The sequence below is a fragment of the Streptomyces sp. NPDC041068 genome (assembly GCF_040647455.1).
In the GTDB taxonomy this organism is placed as follows: domain Bacteria; phylum Actinomycetota; class Actinomycetes; order Streptomycetales; family Streptomycetaceae; genus Streptomyces.
The window spans coordinates 690180-708071 of the sequence record NZ_JBEZCG010000002.1; the positions used below are offsets into that span (position 1 = coordinate 690180).

The following is a 17892-nucleotide window of genomic DNA, read 5'->3' on the forward strand; positions in this document are numbered from 1 at the left end:
TGGATCTTCACAGGTTGGCCTGATCCGTCAACCGACAAGCCGCAGCGCGGTGTCGGCGACGCCGAGGCGCACGGTCTGTCCCGGGCGAGCTCCAGGGCGTCGCTCTCCACGCCGTCCCCGAACGCGACGAGCCGGTCGGACTCCACGGTCACGCGCAGGCGTTCACCGGCCGCGAGGACGCCCTCGACCGTGCGGTGCCGGTGGCCGCGAAGCGTCACCGCTTGCGTGCCACTCCCGCGTACATCGGCACCGGCGAGCCGTCCCGTTCCTCGTCGACGGCGAGTTCCGGGCGCCAGTCCGGCAGCCATACGACGCCGGGGTCCAGCAGGTCGAGCCCGGTGAAGAAGGCCGCCACCTCGGAGTGCGAGCGCGGTACGAGGGTGACGCCGCCCGCCTTGTACATCGCCACGGCCTCCTTGGTGCGCTCCGGGTCGTAGTCGCCCGCGACCTGCGAGAGCGCTAGGTGGCTGCCCGCGGGCAGGGCGCCGACGAGCCGCTCCACCAGGGCGCGGGCGCCGTCCTCGGCGCTGACGAAGTGCAGCAGTGCGTTCATCGAGAGCGCCACCGGGCGCGTGAAGTCCAGGACGGCCGCGGCGCGTTCGAGGATCTTCTCGGGCTCGCGCACGTCCTCCTGGAGGAACTCCGTGCGGCCCTCGGGGGTCCCGCTCAGCAGTGAGCCCGCGTGCGCCAGGACGGTGGGGTCGTGGTCGACGTACACGACCCGGGCGTCCGCCGCGATCGACTGGGCGATCCGGTGCAGATTGGGCTCGGTGGGGATACCGGAGCCGATGTCGAGGAACTGGCGTATGCCCGCCTCCTTCACGAGGTGGCGCGTGGCGCGCTGCATGAACCAACGGTTGTGCCGCGCCACGTACTTGGCCTGCGGCTCCAGCGACACGATCTGCAGGCCGAGCTCCACGTCCACGGGGTAGTGGTCCTTGCCGCCCAGGTACCAGTCGTAGACCCGGGCGGTGTGGGGCCTGCTCGTGTCGACGGCGGCCGGCGGCTCCGGTGAGGTATCGGGTGAGCTCTCGGGTGACATGCGTCAACTCCCTTGAAATGGGCGGCTGATGGGTGGTTGTGGGGTGCTGATGGGGTGTCGTCCGATCATCGTGGCCGGGCCTTCGCCGCGCCACCCTCCCAACGCGTGCCGTCCAGGGGCTTCCCGGGTCGTCATGGATATGCAAGTCTCCTCCCTAATTCCGGGGGCCGGTGGACGTTCAGGGCTGTCAACAGGGCTGCCATCCTGCGGTTTCGAGGTGAAGCACTGATGCGATACCGGGCGCGCGGGCACGATCTGATCGCGCTGCGGCGGCTCAACACCACCGTCGTCCTGCGCGCGCTGCACCGCCGCAGCCCCCAGACCCTCGCCGAACTCGCCGCGGGCACCGGCCTGTCCAGGCCCACCGTCGAGGCCGCCGTCGAGGAGCTCTCCGAGCGGGGCCTCGTCGGGGAGGCCGCCGGGGAGAGTGGCGAACGCGCGCCGGGCAGGCCCGCGCGCCGCTTCCGCTTCCGCACCGAGGCCGGATACGTGCTCGGTGCCGACATAGGGCTGCACAAGATGGTGCTGCTCCTCGCCGACCTGGGCGGCGCCGTCCTGGCCTCCCAACGCTCCGACATCGACCCGGAGTTGAGCGGAGCCGACCGCCTCGACCTGCTGCGCCGCGGCACGGAGGCCTTCCTCGGAGCCCACGTGCCGCGCCGTGCCGCCGTCCTCGCGCGCTGCGTGGGCGTGCCCGGAGTGGTCGACACCAGCGGGGTCATCACCTCCGTGGTGGTGCCCGAGTGGTCCGGCGTCGACCTCGGGCGGCTGCTCTCGGACGGCGAACCGGGCCACACCCTCGTCGAGAACGACGTGAACCTCGCGGTCCTCGCCGAGCGCTGGCAGGGGGCGGCCGCCCTCGCGGGCGACGTGGTGTGCGTGCTCACCGGGCACCGCGTCGCGTGCAGCCTCACCATCGGCGGCCGCCTGCACCGGGGCAGACGCGGCGCCGCGGGCGAGCTCGGCATGCTTCCGCTGCTCGGCATGGACACCGCCCACCAGGCCCTGAACTGGCCGGGCGCGCGGCGCGCGGGGGAGTCCGAAGTGGCCGCGCTCGCCCGCGCCGCGGACACCGCGGACCCCCGCGCCCTCGCCGCCGTCGCGGACTTCGCCGACCGCATCGCGCCGGGCATCGCGGCCCTCGCCCTCGCTGTCGACCCGGAACTGGTCGTCCTGACCGGCGGGGCCACCCCCGTCGGCAGGCACCTGGTGCCGCTGCTGGAGGAGCGGCTGCGCCTCATGACCCTGCACGTCCCGCGCATCGCCCTGAGCACGCTCGGCGAGCGGGGCGTGGCCATCGGCGCCGTACGCAAGGCGCTCGACCGGGTGGAGGAGGAACTGCTCGCTGACACGGCGTCGTGACCGCACGCCCCGACGCGGTGGCGTGCCGACGCGGCGCCCGACGACTTCCTGGGAGGCGAAGGCGCACATGCGCAGAAGGACTCTGCTCGGCGGGGCGCTCGCGGCCCCGTTGCTCGCCGCCTGCTCCGACGGGGGCGGCGGCACGGACGGCGGGGGCGGGACCACGCTCTCGTACGGGATGTGGGACCCGGCGCAGGCGCCGGGCATGGAGAAGATCATCGCCGCGTTCGAGAAGCGGAACCCCCGCATCTCCGTACGGATCGAGCTGACGCCCTGGGCCAGTTACTGGACCACCCTGAAGACGTCGATGCGGGGCGGCACGGCCCCGGACGTGTTCTGGATGAACGCCGTCAACTTCCAGCTGTACGCGGCGGGCGGCGTCCTCGAACCGCTCTCCGGACACATCGAGGCCGACGCCACCCCCGTGGACCGCCACCCGGAATCCCTGGTCAAGCTTTACTCCCACCGCGGCACGCAGTACGGAATCCCCAAGGACTTCGACACCATCGGCCTCTGGTACAACAAGGCGCTCTTCGACAAGGCGGGCATCACGTACCCGGACGAGAGCTGGACCTGGGACGACGTCCGCGACGCCGCGGCCGAACTCACCGATCCCCGGCAGGGAGTGCACGGCTTCGCCGCCGAGATGGACCGGCAGATCAAGATCTATCCGGCCATGTGCGGCGCCGACGGCTACGTCCTCAAGGACGGCCGCTCCGGCTTCGGCGACGAGCGCTCCATCGAGGGCCTCCGCTTCCTGACCGACATGATCGACCGGGGCTGGTCGCCGCCGCAGAGCGCGATGACGGAGTCCATCGGACGTGTGCGCTACTGGTCCGAGAAGGTCGCCATGAACTACGACCTCTCCGCGATGGCGGGCCAGATGTACGCCGTGCCCGCGCTGAAGGACCACGGCGGCATCGCCGTCCTGCCCAAGGGGCGCCGCAGGGCCACCATCATCCACGGCCTGGCGAACGTCATCTCCGCCAAGAGCCGCAAGAAGGAGGCGGCCTGGAGGTTCGTCCACTTCATGGCGGGCCGCGAGGCCGCAGAGATCCAGGCCGAGGCGGGCGTCACCATCTCCTCGTACGCGGGAACGCAGGACGCCTGGCTCAAGTCGATGCCCGAATTCGACCTGAAGCACTTCATCGAGATGCAGAAGTACGGGGTCCCCTACCCGAGCTCGAAGAGCACCGCCGTCTGGGAGAACCTCCAATACCCCCTGCTGGGCGCCGCGTTCAGCGGAAAAGGCGGCATCGAGAGCGCCGCCCGCACGCTGGGCGAGCAGATGGACCGGGTCCTGAAGGAGGAGCGCACCTCATGAGTGTCTTTCCCGCCACGGCGGCCGCGAAGGCGGCAGGACGCGGCAGCGCCTCCGTGCCCGGCGCGCGGCGCGGGTCCGGAAACCAACGGGCCGCCTACTGGTTCATCGCGCCGCTCGGCATCGGCTTCGCCGTCTTCTACTTCTGGCCGCTGCTGCAGACCTTTTACTACAGCTTCACGGAGTTCGGCGCGTTCGGCGGCCACACCTTCATCGGCGGCGACAACTACGTACGGGTCGTCAAGGACGTGACCGTCTGGCAGGCGCTCGGCAACACGCTGATATACAGCGCCATCGGGCTCGCCGCCCTGCCGATCGCGATCGTCGTCGCCTCGCTCCTGAACCGGCGCGGACTGCGGGGCGTTCCCCTCTACCGGGCCCTGTACTTCGTGCCGTTCGTGACGCTGCCCGTCGCCGTCGGCCTGGTCTGGAACTGGCTCTACAACGGCGACTTCGGCCTGCTCAACGAAGTCCTGGGATGGTTCGGCATCGACCGGCACTACTGGGTCTCCGACCCGTCCACCGCCGTCTACGCGATCGGCATGGTGATGGTCTGGTCGACCACCGGCTACTACCTCGTCATCTTCATGGCGGGCATCAAGGGAATTCCGCAGGACTACTACGAAGCCGCGGAACTCGACGGCGCGGGGCCGCTGCGCCGGTTCTTCACCATCACGCTTCCGCTGCTCAGCCCGACCATCTTCTTCGCGTCCGTGATCTGCATGATCAATTCACTGCAGACCTTCGACCTGATCTACATCATGATGGCGGAGAAGAATCCCGCGATCGGTGATACGCAGTCCGTCGTCGGGCTCTTCTACAAATGGGCGTTCATCGAGAATTCCCAAGGGGCCGCGGCCGCGCTCGCCTTCCTGCTCATGCTGATCATCGCGGCGCTCACATATCTGCAGTTCCGGCTCCAGAGGAGGTGGGTGCACTATGCCTGACACACGAAAGCGTGTGAACCTCGGATCCCTCGCCACCCACACCGCCCTCTCGCTCGGCGCGCTCGTGATGGTCTTCCCCTTCCTGTGGCAGCTGCTCACCGCGCTCAAGACCCTCCCCGAGACCTCGCGCGTCCCGCCCACCTTCCTGCCCGACGACTGGAACTGGGCGAGCTTCGAGAAGGTCTTCACCGCGTTGCCGTTCCGGGAGATGCTCACCAACAGCCTGCTCAACACCGTCGGCCGCACCGTGGGGCAACTGGTGTTCTGCTCGCTCGCCGCCTACGCGTTCGCCCGCATGCGATTCCGCGGCCGCAACGTCCTGTTCGCGCTCTTCCTGTCCGTCCTGATGGTGCCGAGCTCGCTGCTGATCCTGCCGCAGTACGACATCATCCAGGGCCTCGGCCTGCTCAACACCCCGCCCGCGCTGTTCCTGCCCGGCATGTTCAGCGCCTTCGGCACGTTCATGCTGCGCCAGTTCTTCCTCACCCTCCCCAAGGAGCTGGAGGAGGCCGCCCGCATCGACGGCGCGGGCTCCTTCCGGATCTTCTGGTCGATCATGCTTCCGCTGATCCGGCCCGCCCTGGCCGCCCTCGCCGTCATCACCGCCATGTGGTCCTGGAACGACCTGCTGTGGCCCCTGGTGGTCAACACCGATCCGACGAAGATGCCGATCAGCGCGGGACTGACCTCCCTGAAGGGGCAGTTCGAGACCAACTACCCCGTGATGATGGCCGGTTCGCTCATCGCGAGCCTGCCGATGCTGCTGGTCTACGTCTTCCTCCAGCGGCACTTCGTCCAGAGCGTCGCCCTGTCCGGCTCCAAGAGCTGAGCCTTCTCCCTTGAGCCCTTCCCTGCATCCCCTCCCTTGAGCCCCTCCTTCCGGAAAGGCAGCCTCCTTCATGCCACCACCGCTTCACATCGGCCTGCTCGGCGCCGGCGGCATCGCCCGCGCCCATCTGCCCGGCTGGCTGGCGCTCGGCGCCCGGGTGAGCGTGTACACCGTCGACAGTTCCGCGGAGAAGCTCGCCTCCGAGTACGCCGAGCGAGGCCACGACGTCCGCGCCGTCGACGACCTGACCGGCCTCCTCGCGGACGTGCGCGCCGTCGACATCTGCACCCCCACCCCCACCCACCGGCACCTCGCCCTGGCCGCCGTCGCCGCGGGCCGGGACGTCGTCTGCGAGAAGCCGCTCGCCCTCACCGCCCACCACGCCCAGGAGATGGCGGCCGCCGCCGACGCGGCGGGCGTGCGCCTCCACCCCGCCCATGTGGTGCGCTACTTCCCCGCGTACGCGGCTCTGCGCGAGGCCGTCTTCCGCGGCGACCTCGGCGAGCCCGCCGTGCTGCGCTTCACCCGTGCCAGTGCGCGGCCCCAGTGGGCGCCGTGGTTCGGCGACCCGGCCCAGTCGGGCGGCGTCATCATGGACCTGATGGTGCACGACATCGACATCGCCCGCTGGCTCGCGGGCGACGTGGTCCGTGTGCATGCGCGCACCCGTGGCGTCGAGCACGCCACCGGCACCCCGGCCGAGGTCGTCACCGCGACCGCCGTCCTCACCCACGCGTCGGGCGCCGTCAGCCAGGTGAACGGCCTCTGGGGCCTGCCCGACCAGCAGTTCCGTACGACGTTCCGGGTCGCGGGAGCGGGCGGCCTGCTGCACCACGACTCCACCGCCGTGCCCGGCTTCCGGATCACCGCGCAGGGCGTGCGCCCGGCCGACGAAGGCATTCCGTCCACCCCCATGTCCGAGAGCCCCTACCTGGCGGAGCTGCGCGAGTTCGCCGCTTCGTGGCAGGACGGCGGGCCCGAACCCCGGGTGACCGCGAGGGACGGGGTCGAGGCGGTGCGCATCGCCGAGGCCGCCGTGGAGTCCAGCCGCACCGGCCGTGTCGTCGAGATCGAGGAGGCAGCGCGATGAAGGTCGCCGTCCTGTCGTTCGCCCATGTCCACGCGGCGGGCTATCTGCGCCTGCTGGCCCGGATGCCCGGCGTCGAGGTCCTGGGCAGCGACCCCGACACCGACCTCGCGGCGCCCGGCGAGGTGCGCGGACGGGCGCTCGCCGACGCGTCGGGCGTCGCGTACGTGGACACGTACGAGGAAGCGTTCGCGGCCCGCCCCGACGCGGTGATCGTCTGCTCGGAGAACGTCCGTCACCGCCCCCTGGTCGAACTGGCCGCCGCGCACGGCGTGGACGTGCTGTGCGAGAAGCCGCTGGCCGCGTCCGTCGAGGACGGTGAGGCGATGGTCGCCGCCTGCCGCGCGGCCGGGGTACGGCTCGCGGTCGCCTTCCCGGTGCGCTTCAGTCCCGCGTACACGGCGGTGAAGGCGGCCGTCGCCGCGGGCGAAGCGGGACGGGTCCTCGCGGTCTCCGGCGCGAACAACGGCGCCATGCCGACCCGCGACCGCCGCTGGTTCGCGGAGCCCGAACTCTCCGGCGGCGGCGCCCTGATGGACCACACCGTGCACATCGCCGACCTGCTCGACGACCTCTTCGGCGAGGACGCGGCGCCCGTGGAGGTCTACGCGCAGACCAACAACCTCCTCTACGCCGACGAGGTCGCCGCCGAGACCAGCGGCCTGGTCAGCGTGACCTACGCCAACGGCGCGGTCGCCACCATCGACTGCAGCTGGTCCCACCCCCGCTCCCACCACTCCTGGGGCGGCCTGGAGATGACCGTCGTCGGCGAGCGGGCCACGCTGGAGATGGACGCCTTCGACCAGAAGGTGCACGGCTTCAGCGAACGGGCAGGACACGGCACCGAGCTGCCGTTCGGCGTCGACCTGGACGAACGGATGCTCCGCGCCTTCCTGTACGGCCCGGAGGCAGGCGGCATGGACGTCGCCGACGGCGAGGGCGGACTGCGCACCCTGCGGGTGGTGGCGGCCGGCTACGCCTCGGCGCACAGCGGGGTCCCGGTGCCGGTGGGCCAAGGCTGAGCCCCCGTACGCGGCCCCGTACGCGGCCGCTCAGCGCCGGACCTGGCCCGCCTCCCAGGCCCACGCGGCGACCTCCACGCGGTTGCGCACCTCCAACTTGGTCTGGATGTGCGCGAGATGGGTCTTGACGGTGCCGAGGGAGATGAACAGTTCCTCGGCGATCTCCTGATTGGTGCGCCCGCGCGCGACGAGCCGGACGACGTCCAGCTCGCGTTCCGAGAGGGTGCCGGGAGCGGGCACGGTGGCCGCCGCGCCGCACTGCGGGCCGTGCCGGTCCGCCATGCGTTCCAGGAGCCGCAGCGTCACGGCGGGGGAGACGAGCGCGTCGCCGCGGGCGGCGGCGCGCACCGCCTCCACGAGCAGCCCGGGACCCGCGTCCTTGAGCAGGAAGCCGACGGCGCCGCCGCGCAGCGCCTCGTCGAGGTAGTCGTCCTGGTCGAAGGTGGTGACGACCACGACGTGCAGGGGGTCGACGGCGCCGGGCCCGGCGAGCTTGCGGGTCACCTCCAGGCCGTTCAGCTTCGGCATGCGGACGTCGACCAGGCAGACGTCGGGCCGCAGACGCCGCGCGAGCTCCACGCACGCGGCGCCGTCCGCGGCCTCGCCGACCACCTCGATGTCCGGCTGCGCGGACAGGATGAGGCGGAACCCGGTCCGCACCATCTCCTGGTCGTCCGCGATCAGCACCCTCACCGGCGTCCCGCTGCTCATGACCCCGATTCTGGCAGGCGCAGCACGGGAAGCGTGGCGCGGACCCGCCAGCCCCCGTCCGGCAGCGGGCCCGCGTCGAGGCCGCCGCCGACCGCTGCGACCCGTTCGCGCAGCCCGATCAGACCGAGGCCGCCGTGGCCGCCGGGCGGTGTCCGGTCTCCCGAACGGCGCTGCCCCGCAGGTCCGTTGACCACCTCGACGACGAGCTCCCCGGCCTCGGTGGCGATCCGCACCCGGATGTCCGTGGCGCCGGGCGCGTGCCGGGTGACGTTGGTGAGCGCCTCCTGGACGACGCGGTGCACGGCCGTCTCGACCTCGGGCGCGAGCGCGGCGGCGCGGGCCCGCGCGGTCACCTCCAGGGTGGCCGCCCCGCCGTGGGCCGCGGCGACCAGCGAGGCCAGCTCGGCGAGCAGGTCGTCGGGCCTGGTCGTGGCGCCGGGCTCCGCGCGCAGCACATGGACCAGGCGCCGCATCGAGTCGAGGGTCTCGCCGCCGGCCTTCTCGATCCCGGCGAGCAGCGGGTCGAGCTGCTCGGGGGCGACCTCGCGGATGGCGCGGGCCGCCTGGGCCTGCACGACGATGCCGGTCACGTGGTGGGCGACGAAGTCGTGCAGGTCGCGGGCGATGCGGCGGCGCTCCTCCTCCTGCGTGGCGGTCACCGCGAGGGCCCGCCGGTTGTCCAGGGACCGCAGATAGCCGCCGAGCGCGAGGGCGCCGCCCGCCGCGACCGTGAGGATGAACGCGAAGGTCTCGGCGTCGGAGTGGATGCCGGTCCGGACGGGCAGGACCGCGACGGCCAGCGCGAGCAGCGGACACAGGACGTACGCGGCGGGCAGCCGCGCCGTGCGGGCGGTGACCGTGAGCAGGGCGAGCAGCGCGAAGGACTCCAGAAGCCCCCAGGTGCCGGTCGCGGAGGCGAGGTACAGGCCAAGCGTCAGCGCCGCGGACCCCGCGGTCGCGACGGCGGCCCGCACTTCGATCCCCGGACCGCGCCGCATCAGCAGCACGGCGACGGCCAGCGGCCCGGAGACGAGCGTCGCCCAGGGACCGTCGGGCCGGCTCGACACCAGGTCGCCGATCCACAGGAACGCGGCGGGCACGGCGAACAGGAGGGGCCTGCCGAGGCGCGTACGGGCGGGCCCCGGCGGCGGGCGGTGATCATCCACGTACCGAATGTACGCATCAGGTCGTACGGGACGGATCAGCCGAAAGCCTGATCGGGGCGTCGGCGATCGACCGATGGGCCGAGGCGCGGGGACACCCGGGTCGACGACCGTGGAAGCAGTCACTCCGATTCGGTCACCCGACTCAGTCAACTCAGTCGAACAGACCTAATCAATCCGATTCGGTCACCCGACTCAGTCGCACCGACCCCAGTCACACCGACTCAGTCGCACCGACCCAGTCACTCCCATTCCGAGGAAAGCGACCACGATGCACCGACCTCTCCGCCAGGCCTCGCTCCGCCCCCGAGCCGTCCGCGCCACGCTCTGCGCGCTCGGCGCCGCCGCCCTCGCCCTCTCCCTGACGGCCTGCGGCGGTTCGATGAACCCCTTCGACGACCACGAGGAGAAGGCGTCCTACCAGGACGGCGCCGCGGCGAAGAGCGCCCGCAAGTCCATGCCGCGCTGGCTGCCCGACGACGCGTCCGGCATCAAGTACGTCATGTCGACGACCGGCGACGACCGGATCATCACGTTCAAGACGCCGGACGGGAAGTTCCCCGCCCAGTGCACCAAGGGCGACCCGCAGGGCAAGCCGCGCCTGAAGGCCGACTGGTTCCCCTCCGACCTCGCCGCGAAGGCCGACACGAACTGCGGCGCGTGGTCCGGCGCGACGGTGGACGGCGTGCTGTACGCCTGGCAGGACAACGACGTCGCGATGAAGGCGAAGGGCTGATGCGGTCGCGTACGAAGCCGATGCGGCCTCGTACGAAGGGGGCGCTGACCGCCGCGACCACGGGCGCCGCCCTGCTCGCGCTGGCCGCCTGCTCCTCCGGCACACCGGAGCGCCCCCAGAAGGCGGGCCCCGAGCGGCAGCGCATCACGTGGAAGGCCTGCCCGGCCGACGCCACCGAAGGGGCGCCCAAGGGCGCCGAGTGCGGCACCGTCCGCGTCCCCGTGGACTGGTCCTCGCCGGACGGCGAGAAGATCGACGTCGCGGTGGTCCGGCGGCAGGCGACCCGCCCCGACCGGCGCATCGGCACGCTGATGTTCCTGCCGGGCGGCCCCGGCAACTCCGGCGTCCAGAACGTCGCGCAGACCAAGGAGTGGGGCGGTGCCGAGCGCCGCTTCGACGTCGTGAGCTTCGACCCGCGCGGCGTCGGTCTCAGCGGTCCGGTCCAGTGCCCGGCCGGACCGATGGCCGCCGTGCTGAAGGACAGGCGGCCCGCCGCGACGCCCGGCGACTTCGTGCGGATGAAGAAGCGTGTGACCGAGCTCGCCGCGGACTGCGCGAAGACCTCCGGAGCCGTCGCCCGGCACACCGACGCGGGCAGCGTCAGCCGCGACATGGACGTCATTCGCGCCGCGCTCGGCGAGGACACGATCTCCCTGTACGGCCACTCGTACGGCACGGTCTACGGCCAGCGGTACGCCGCCGAGCACGGCGACCGGGTGCGGGCCGCCGTGCTCGACGGCGTCATGGACCCCGGGATCGGCCGCCGATCCTTCGGCGTGACCGGGGCGAAGGCGCTGGAAGGCGCCTTCGACGAGTTCGCCAAGTGGTGCGGGCGGACCCGCGACTGCGCGCTGGGAGAGCGGGACCCCTGGCAGGTGTACGAGCGCCTGGCGGCGCGGGCCGCCGAGGGGAAGCTGCGGGGCGGCGGCAAGGACGTCCCGCTCACCGAGCTCGACGGCACGGTCGACGCGATGCTGCTCACGCCGTCCTGGCCCGCCGTCGCCGAGTACCTGGACAGCCTGGACAGCGGCAAGGCGTGGGAGACCGACGAGGGCGACGCACCGCGGGAGAAGCTGCTGCCCGGCGCCGACCTCTCCGTCTGCGCCGACCTGAACCTCCGCGCACCGAACGCCGGCGCCTATCTGGCCGACCAGCGTGCCGCCCGCGAGGCCGCGCCCCGCTTCGGTCACTCCCCGAACACCGTCTCGTACGCCAATCTCTGCCAGGGCGTCCCGGCACCGAGCGCCAAGGCGACCGAGCGGACCGAGGTCGAGACGCCGCTGCTCCTCATCGGCGCCCGTCACGACAACGCCACGCCGATCGACTGGGCGCGTTCGGCCAAGAAACGGCTCGGCGACGCGGCGACGCTCGTCGAGGTCGCGGGATGGGGCCATGCCGTGAAGATCTTCAACGGCGGCGCGGAGGCGGAGACGGTCGTGCGGTATCTCACGGACCTCGACGTACCGAAGTCGGGCACCGTCATCGAAGGAGGCACGCCACCTGGAGCCTAGCCCTACGGAGGATGTGCCCTGCGACCGGAGTCGGATCCGCGGCGGATCGGGCGGGTATTAGCGTGGACGGGACAGATCGACCGACAGGATTCCGAGGTGCCCGGCCCATGCCAAGCCGCAGCGAGAGCCGTACCGAACTCATCGAGTCACTCATGGAGCGGTTCCCGCACGTGCCGCGGGAAGCCGTGATCAAGGAGGATCTGCTGCGCGGCGGCATCGCCTTCGACGAGTCGGCGCTCAGCGATACCTCCAACGAGGCTTCCGGCGACGTCAAGCCGAAGTCGTACTTCATCTTCTCCTTCGACCACGGCACGCTCCCCGAGCTGGGCGCCGCGGCCCTGCGCCGCCCGCCCGAGGAGATCGTCCTCACCGGCGGCCCCTACGAGCTGCGCCGCACCGTCGTCTCGGTCCGCGTGAACCCGTCGTCTCCGTACCGGGTCGCGGCCGACGACAACGGCGTGCTCGGCCTCTACCTGGACGGCGTGCGCATCTCCGACGTGGGCCTGCCGCCGATGCCGGACTACTACCGGCACACGCTGGAGAACGGCAAGTCCGTGATGGAGGTGGCCCCCACCATCCAGTGGGGCTACCTCATCTATCTCACGGTCTTCCGGGTCTGCCAGTACTTCGGCGCCAAGGAGGAGTGCCAGTACTGCGACATCAACCACAACTGGCGCCAGCACAAGGCCGCCGGGCGTCCCTACACCGGTGTGAAGCCGGTGGAGGAGGTCCTGGAGGCCCTCGCGATCATCGACAAGTACGACACCAACAAGTCCTCCACCGCCTACACGCTGACCGGCGGCGCCGTCACCTCGAAGGTCGGCGGCAAGGACGAGGCGGACTTCTACGGCCAGTACGCCAAGGCCATCGAGGAGCGCTTCCCCGGCCGCTGGATCGGCAAGGTCGTCGCCCAGGCCCTGCCCAAGGCCGACGTGCAGCGCTTCCACGACTACGGCGTGCGGATCTACCACCCCAACTACGAGGTGTGGGACCCGTATCTCTTCGAGCGCTACTGCCCCGGCAAGGAGCGCTACGTCGGCCGTGACGAGTGGCACCGCCGCATCCTGGACTCCGCCGAGGTGTTCGGTCCGCGCAACGTGATCCCCAACTTCGTGGCGGGCGTGGAGATGGCGGAGCCGTTCGGCTTCAAGACGGTCGACGAGGCCATCGACTCCACCGTCGAGGGGCTGCAGTACTTCATGTCGCGCGGCATCACGCCCCGCTTCACCACCTGGTGCCCGGAGCCCACGACACCGCTGGGCAAGGCCAATCCGCAGGGCGCCCCGCTGGAGTACCACGTACGGCTCCTGGAGGCCTACCGCGCCACGATGGAGGCCAACGGCCTGTCCTCGCCGCCCGGTTACGGCCCGGCCGGACCCGGCAACGCGGTCTTCTCGGTCAGCTCCTTCATGGACAGCCTGCCCGCGGAGGAGGCCGCTCCGGAGGATGCGATTACTCCGGCGACGCCTCAGTAGGGCCCGTGTTACGGTCGGGGCGGGTCACGAGTTCCAGTGTCAAGCCCCGGCTCGCTGGACGGCACCCCGCTCCGTCGCGGGTGCCCCGGGTGACGACCCGCCCCGCGCGACGTGCGCGGGGAACGGCGGATCACCGGGTCGGCGACACCCGGGGTCCACGACTCCGGAGGCGCTCCATGACGCACCCGCACGCCATCTGCGACCACGACACCTGCGACACGTGCACGCCCGGCCACCAGGTCCACTGGATCCAGGCGCAGGGCAGCGCGAAGGACCCCGGCACGCTCATCGACGTGCTGCTGTCCTCGCACGACGTACGGGACGACGGCCGCATCGCCCTCCATGTGCTCGGCCCGACCCGGGGCGTGCCCGCCACCCTGTGGACGCACGACCCGGAGCGGCTGCGCGCCCTGCTGCGGGAGCACAAGGGCCTCGCCCAGTGGCAGCCCCGCTGGAACCTGCTGCGGCTGCGGCGCGACACCGTCGGCACCACGCTGGTCTGCGTGGCACCCGAGGCGGACCCCGCGGCCCCTGGCCGCTGACGAAGATCACCGCTTCGTAGGATGACGCCGTGCCGGACGCGGGCGATCCCCGCGTCCGGGCGGCGCGACAGTCAGCCACCCACAGCCGGAGGTCCCCGTGCAGCACCACCCCGTCACCGTCGTCACCGGCGGCAGCCGCGGTATCGGCGCCGCTGTCAGCGCCCGCCTCGCCGAGGACGGCCACGACGTCGTCATCGGCTACCGCTCGGACGAGGCGGCCGCGGAGAAGGCCGCCGAAGCGGTGCGCGCGGCCGGCCGCCGCTGCGTCACCGTCCAGGTCGACACCGCCGACGAGGCCGACGTCGACCGTCTCTTCGACATCGCCGCGGCCGAGCTCGGCCAGGTCACGGGCCTGGTCAACAACGCAGGGGTGAGCGGCCCCGTCGGCCCGCTCGCCGACGCCGACGCCGAGGGCATGCGCCGGGCCCTCGAAGTGAACGTCCTCGGATATCTGCTCTGCGCCCGGCGCGCGGTGCGGGACCTCAAGGCGGGCGGCGGCGCGATCGTGAACGTCTCGTCCGCCGCCGCCACGCTCGGCTCCCCGGGCGAGTACGTCCACTACGCCGCCGCCAAGGGCGCCGTCGACACGATGACGATCGGCCTCTCCAAGGAGGTCGCGGGCGACGGCATCCGCGTCAACGCCGTTGCCCCCGGCGTGATCTGGAGCGATTTCCACGCCGACCCCGAGCGTCCCGCGAAGCTCGCGTCCGGCATCCCGATGGGGCGCTCGGGGCAGCCCTCGGAGGTCGCGGCGGCGGTCTCGTGGCTGCTCTCGGGCGACGCCTCGTACACGACGGGCACGGTGCTGAGGGTCGCGGGCGGACGCTGACGCTCCCAGAGGTGAACCCTCCGCTCCGGGGGTGACCCCTCGTACGCTTGGCGCATGATCAGTGGAGCGGTCACCCTCGCGACAGACGTCCTCATCCGGCCCGTCACGCTCGACGACGCCCGGGCGCTCGCGCGTGCCTACCGGCGCAACCGCGCGCACCTGGACCCCTGGGACCCGGACCGGCCCGAGGCCTTCTTCAGCGAGGAGGGCCAAGTCGAGCGGGTCCGGGCGCAGTTGGCGGACGGCCGGGCGGGGCGGTCGGCGCACTGGGTGCTCGACAGCGGGGGCGAGATCGTCGGTCACGCCGCGCTGTCGAACATCGTGCTCGGCCCGGCCCGCAGTGCGAACCTCGGCTACTGGATCGACGCGGAGCACCAGGGCCGCGGCCTCGCGTCCGGCGCCGCGCGGCACGTGTGCGAGGCCGCCGACGCCCAACTCGGTCTGCACCGCGTCGAGGCGGGCACGCTGCTCCACAACACCGCGTCGCAGCGCGTGCTGGCGAAGTGCGGTTTCGAGGAGTACGGGGTCGCGCCGGGCTACCTGTACATCAACGGCGCCTGGCGCGACCACCGGCTCTTCCAGAAGATCCTCAACGACCGTTCGGTGTAGGCGGGTTCAGCCGAAGAAGATCCTGTGCGAGCGGGTCTCCTGTGCGAGCGGGTTCAGACGATGTTCTCCGCGACCTCCGCCTGCTCGCGGTCCGAGCCGTAGGCCTGCGGCGTGCTGTAGGAGCGGCGCGCCACGAACCACCAGACGGTGGCCAGGACGAGGACCACGGCGAGCGCGATCGAGGCGTAGTTCATCGTCTCGGCCGTCACCGGCGAGACCTGCGGCAGACAGAAGAGCACCGTCACGAACGCCACCCAGAGCACCGCGATCCAGCCGATGGGCTTGCTCCAGCGGCCCAGGTTCCACGGCCCCGGCCGGAAGCTGTCGCCCGCCCGGAGCCGCAGGAAGATCGGGATGGCGTACGCGGGCGTGATGCCGATGACGTTGATCGCGGTCACGGCCGTGTACGCGGTCGTCGAGTACAGGGACGGCAGGGCGATCACCGCGGCCAGACCCACCGACAGCCACACCGCGGGCACCGGTACCTGGGTGCGGGAGCTGACCTTGCGCCACAGGGCGGAGCCGGGCAGGGCGTTGTCGCGGCTGAACGCGAACACCATGCGGCTCGCGGCGGCCGTCTCGGCGTTGCCGCAGAACAGCTGCGCCACGATCACGATGAGCAGCAGCGCGGTCGCCCCGGACTCGCCGATGGCGTCGATCATGATCTGCGCGGGCGGCACCCCGGTGTCCGTGGCGAGCGTGCCCGCATAGTCCTGGATGGCGAAGGTCAGCCCGGTCAGCAGCACGAAGCCGGCGATCCACGACGCCCAGATGGCGCGCACGATGCCGCGCGCCGCGGTCACCGACGCGTTGGAGGTCTCCTCCGACAGGTGTGCCGATGCGTCGTACCCGGAGAACGTGTACTGCGCGAGGAGCAGGCCGATCGCGGTGACGTAGAGCGGGTTGTCCCAGCCCGTGCCGTCGAAGTACTCGAGGAAGACGTCCGACGGGGACTGGTGGTGGTCGGGGACGATCGCGAGGACGCCGACGATCACGGTGACGCCGGCCAGGTGCCACCACACGCTGATCGAGTTGAGCAGGCTGACCAGGCGGACGTTGAAGAGATTCAGGACGGCGTGCAGCAGCAGGATGCAGAGGAAGATCAGGAAGGTCTTCTCCGGGGTCGGCTCGAAGCCGAACCTGAGGTTCAGGAACGCGCCGGTGAACAGGGCCGCGCCGTAGTCGATGCCGGCGATGGCACCGAGCAGGCCGAGCAGGTTGAGCCAGCCCGTGTACCAGCCCCAGCGGCGCCCGCCGAGCCGGTCGGCCATGTAGTAGAGGGCGCCCGACGTCGGGTAGGCGCTGGTGACCTCGGCGAGCGCGAGGCCCACGCAGAGCACGAAGAGGCCGACGCCGACCCAGCCCCAGAGCATCACGGCGGGGCCGCCGGTGGTCAGGCCGAAGCCGTACAGCGTCATGCAGCCGGAGAGGACGGAGATGACGGAGAAGCTGATGGCGAAGTTGCCGAAGCCACCCATGCGGCGGGCGAGGACGGGCTGGTAGCCGAGTTCTCTGAGTCGCTCCTCCTCGTCCTGGCGTGGCGCTGGGACGGTGCTCGACGACCAGGTGGTGCGGGACACGGACGGACCTCCGGGGGAGCGGTGGCGGGAGTGGGGGAATCTGCGGGGGGGGGGCTAGGCGGGGCCGGGGCCCCTGGTGGCGTTGAAGCAGCGGGTGCGGGCCTGGGCGAAGACCTCGGCGGCCGCGTCGACGGTGCCGGGGGAGAGGGTGCGGTACGTCCAGGGCACGACCGTGAAGAACGGGTCGAGGGCGGTGAACACCCGTGCCGCGTCGTGGAACTGGTGGGCGCCCCACAGCGCGTGCGCCAGGTGGTTGAGGTCGAGGAGCGAGGCCGTGGCGGGCGGCGCGTGGTCGAACCACAGCTGCAGGGCGCGCAGTGCGCCGCGGGTGGCGTCCTCGGAGATCCAGTGCAGGTCGAGGGCCCGCTCCTGGCCCGCCTCCCTGCGGTAGCGCTCGACGCGCACGTACAGCGGCAGCAGGTGCAGTGCGGAGCCCGCGGGGGCCGCGGCCGACGCCCACTGCACGAAGTTGTACGCCTCGGTGAGCGGCCCTCGGGCGCGGCGCCCGTACACGAACTGCAGCATCCGGTGGTACGCCTCGCGGTTGCCCGGGTCGCGCTTGTCGGCCTCGGCCAGGAGCTGCCAGGGCCCGGGGAAGAGCATCGGCTCGGGGGGTGCCGTCCGGTGCTCCTCCCACCGCTGGCCCTCGTCGAGCCGGGCCAGGGCGAGCAGGCAGATCCACGGCACGGGGTCCTCGGGGGACATGGTGGACGCGGCGCCGCACGCCGTCACGGCCTCGCGCCACAGGTCGTTGGTCCGCCGGTGCCCGGAGCGGTGGGCGCGCAGGGCCCGCTCCACCAGGACCCGGGTGTGCAGCACGGCCGCCGACGCGCTGTGCGGCTCCTCGGCGCGCCAGGCACGCACCACGTCGGAACCGGCGACGGCCGCCGCCAGGATCTGCGTACGTTGCGTCCACAGCCCCCAGTCGGGTGTTTCGGTCAGCAGATTGCGCGTGGAGACCCAGCGGCCTGCCTTGAGGTCCTGGAGCACCGCGCGCAGCGCTTCGTCGTGGCCCGCCGGGTGGTACACCGGGCGGGCTGACGGCATGGGCATGAATCCTCTGTTGGGGGAAGAGGGCGGAGGTCGATGGCTGAACCGGGTTGTCCTGTAAGGGAGTTGACGATGT

General features: G+C 71.7%; 17 protein-coding genes and 1 riboswitch. Of the genes, 12 read left to right on the plus strand and 5 right to left on the minus strand.

The features are described 5' to 3' along the window. Positions 1 to 214 precede the first annotated feature (214 nt). Positions 215 to 1042, minus strand: a complete 828-nt coding sequence (locus AB0B50_RS06895) for an SAM-dependent methyltransferase (RefSeq protein WP_362326688.1) — start codon at positions 1040 to 1042, stop codon at positions 215 to 217. A 228-nt stretch (positions 1043 to 1270) separates the two neighbouring features. Between AB0B50_RS06895 and AB0B50_RS06900 the strand changes: the two genes are divergently transcribed. The 6 genes from AB0B50_RS06900 to AB0B50_RS06925 all read left to right on the plus strand — a co-directional run bounded on the left by AB0B50_RS06900 (position 1271) and on the right by AB0B50_RS06925 (position 7610). Then, positions 1271 to 2404 carry an ROK family transcriptional regulator gene (locus tag AB0B50_RS06900; protein ID WP_362326691.1) on the plus strand — a complete coding sequence of 378 codons (1134 nt, stop codon included), beginning with the start codon at positions 1271 to 1273 and terminating at the stop codon, positions 2402 to 2404. A 67-nt stretch (positions 2405 to 2471) separates the two neighbouring features. Further along, positions 2472 to 3728 carry a sugar ABC transporter substrate-binding protein gene (locus tag AB0B50_RS06905; protein WP_362326694.1) on the plus strand — a complete coding sequence of 419 codons (1257 nt, stop codon included), beginning with the start codon at positions 2472 to 2474 and terminating at the stop codon, positions 3726 to 3728. Next, positions 3725 to 4672, plus strand: a complete 948-nt coding sequence (locus AB0B50_RS06910; RefSeq protein WP_362326697.1) for a sugar ABC transporter permease — start codon at positions 3725 to 3727, stop codon at positions 4670 to 4672. The genes AB0B50_RS06905 and AB0B50_RS06910 overlap by 4 nt, the downstream gene beginning before the upstream one ends. Next, positions 4665 to 5501 carry a carbohydrate ABC transporter permease gene (locus AB0B50_RS06915; RefSeq protein WP_362326700.1) on the plus strand — a complete coding sequence of 279 codons (837 nt, stop codon included), beginning with the start codon at positions 4665 to 4667 and terminating at the stop codon, positions 5499 to 5501. Before AB0B50_RS06910 ends, AB0B50_RS06915 begins: the two co-directional genes overlap by 8 nt. A gap of 70 nt (positions 5502 to 5571) precedes the next feature. Beyond that, the gene (locus AB0B50_RS06920) at positions 5572 to 6591 is read left to right on the plus strand and encodes a Gfo/Idh/MocA family oxidoreductase (protein WP_362326703.1); all 1020 of its coding nucleotides are present in this window, start codon (positions 5572 to 5574) and stop codon (positions 6589 to 6591) included. Beyond that, on the plus strand, positions 6588 to 7610 hold the full coding sequence (locus AB0B50_RS06925; protein ID WP_362326706.1) for a Gfo/Idh/MocA family oxidoreductase: 1023 nt from the start codon (positions 6588 to 6590) through the stop codon (positions 7608 to 7610). The genes AB0B50_RS06920 and AB0B50_RS06925 overlap by 4 nt, the downstream gene beginning before the upstream one ends. 30 nt (positions 7611 to 7640) lie before the next feature. On the opposite strand, the gene AB0B50_RS06930 is transcribed toward AB0B50_RS06925, so the two are convergent. Together AB0B50_RS06930 and AB0B50_RS06935 are read right to left on the minus strand one after the other, a co-directional pair. Further along, positions 7641 to 8321 carry a response regulator transcription factor gene (locus AB0B50_RS06930; RefSeq protein ID WP_362326709.1) on the minus strand — a complete coding sequence of 227 codons (681 nt, stop codon included), beginning with the start codon at positions 8319 to 8321 and terminating at the stop codon, positions 7641 to 7643. Further along, the gene (locus AB0B50_RS06935) at positions 8318 to 9487 is read right to left on the minus strand and encodes a histidine kinase (protein WP_362326712.1); all 1170 of its coding nucleotides are present in this window, start codon (positions 9485 to 9487) and stop codon (positions 8318 to 8320) included. The genes AB0B50_RS06930 and AB0B50_RS06935 overlap by 4 nt, the downstream gene beginning before the upstream one ends. Before the next feature lie 268 nt (positions 9488 to 9755). On the opposite strand from AB0B50_RS06935, the gene AB0B50_RS06940 reads away from it, so the two are divergent. The 6 genes from AB0B50_RS06940 (at position 9756) to AB0B50_RS06965 (ending at position 15186) form a co-directional block, all read left to right on the plus strand. Further along, positions 9756 to 10220 (plus strand): hypothetical protein, encoded by a 465-nt coding sequence (locus AB0B50_RS06940; RefSeq protein ID WP_362326715.1) that lies wholly within the window; start codon positions 9756 to 9758, stop codon positions 10218 to 10220. Next, complete coding sequence (locus AB0B50_RS06945) at positions 10220 to 11731, plus strand: alpha/beta fold hydrolase (protein WP_362326718.1); 1512 nt, start codon at positions 10220 to 10222, stop codon at positions 11729 to 11731. The genes AB0B50_RS06940 and AB0B50_RS06945 overlap by 1 nt, the downstream gene beginning before the upstream one ends. Before the next feature lie 107 nt (positions 11732 to 11838). Then, positions 11839 to 13206 carry a radical SAM protein gene (locus tag AB0B50_RS06950; protein ID WP_362326721.1) on the plus strand — a complete coding sequence of 456 codons (1368 nt, stop codon included), beginning with the start codon at positions 11839 to 11841 and terminating at the stop codon, positions 13204 to 13206. Between the two features lie 22 nt (positions 13207 to 13228). Then, a riboswitch (SAM riboswitch) is annotated at positions 13229 to 13338 on the plus strand. Positions 13339 to 13382: 44 nt separating this feature from the next. Beyond that, positions 13383 to 13748, plus strand: coding sequence for a hypothetical protein (locus AB0B50_RS06955; protein ID WP_362326724.1), 366 nt, complete (start codon positions 13383 to 13385; stop codon positions 13746 to 13748). A 97-nt stretch (positions 13749 to 13845) separates the two neighbouring features. Further along, positions 13846 to 14577, plus strand: coding sequence for an SDR family oxidoreductase (locus tag AB0B50_RS06960; RefSeq protein ID WP_362326725.1), 732 nt, complete (start codon positions 13846 to 13848; stop codon positions 14575 to 14577). 54 nt (positions 14578 to 14631) lie between these two features. Continuing rightward, positions 14632 to 15186 carry a GNAT family protein gene (locus tag AB0B50_RS06965; protein ID WP_362326727.1) on the plus strand — a complete coding sequence of 185 codons (555 nt, stop codon included), beginning with the start codon at positions 14632 to 14634 and terminating at the stop codon, positions 15184 to 15186. A gap of 53 nt (positions 15187 to 15239) precedes the next feature. On the opposite strand, the gene AB0B50_RS06970 is transcribed toward AB0B50_RS06965, so the two are convergent. Both AB0B50_RS06970 and AB0B50_RS06975 read right to left on the minus strand, forming a co-directional pair. Further along, on the minus strand, positions 15240 to 16766 hold the full coding sequence (locus AB0B50_RS06970) for an amino acid permease (RefSeq protein ID WP_362326730.1): 1527 nt from the start codon (positions 16764 to 16766) through the stop codon (positions 15240 to 15242). A gap of 54 nt (positions 16767 to 16820) precedes the next feature. Continuing rightward, complete coding sequence (locus AB0B50_RS06975; protein ID WP_362326733.1) at positions 16821 to 17819, minus strand: hypothetical protein; 999 nt, start codon at positions 17817 to 17819, stop codon at positions 16821 to 16823. Positions 17820 to 17892 lie beyond the last annotated feature (73 nt).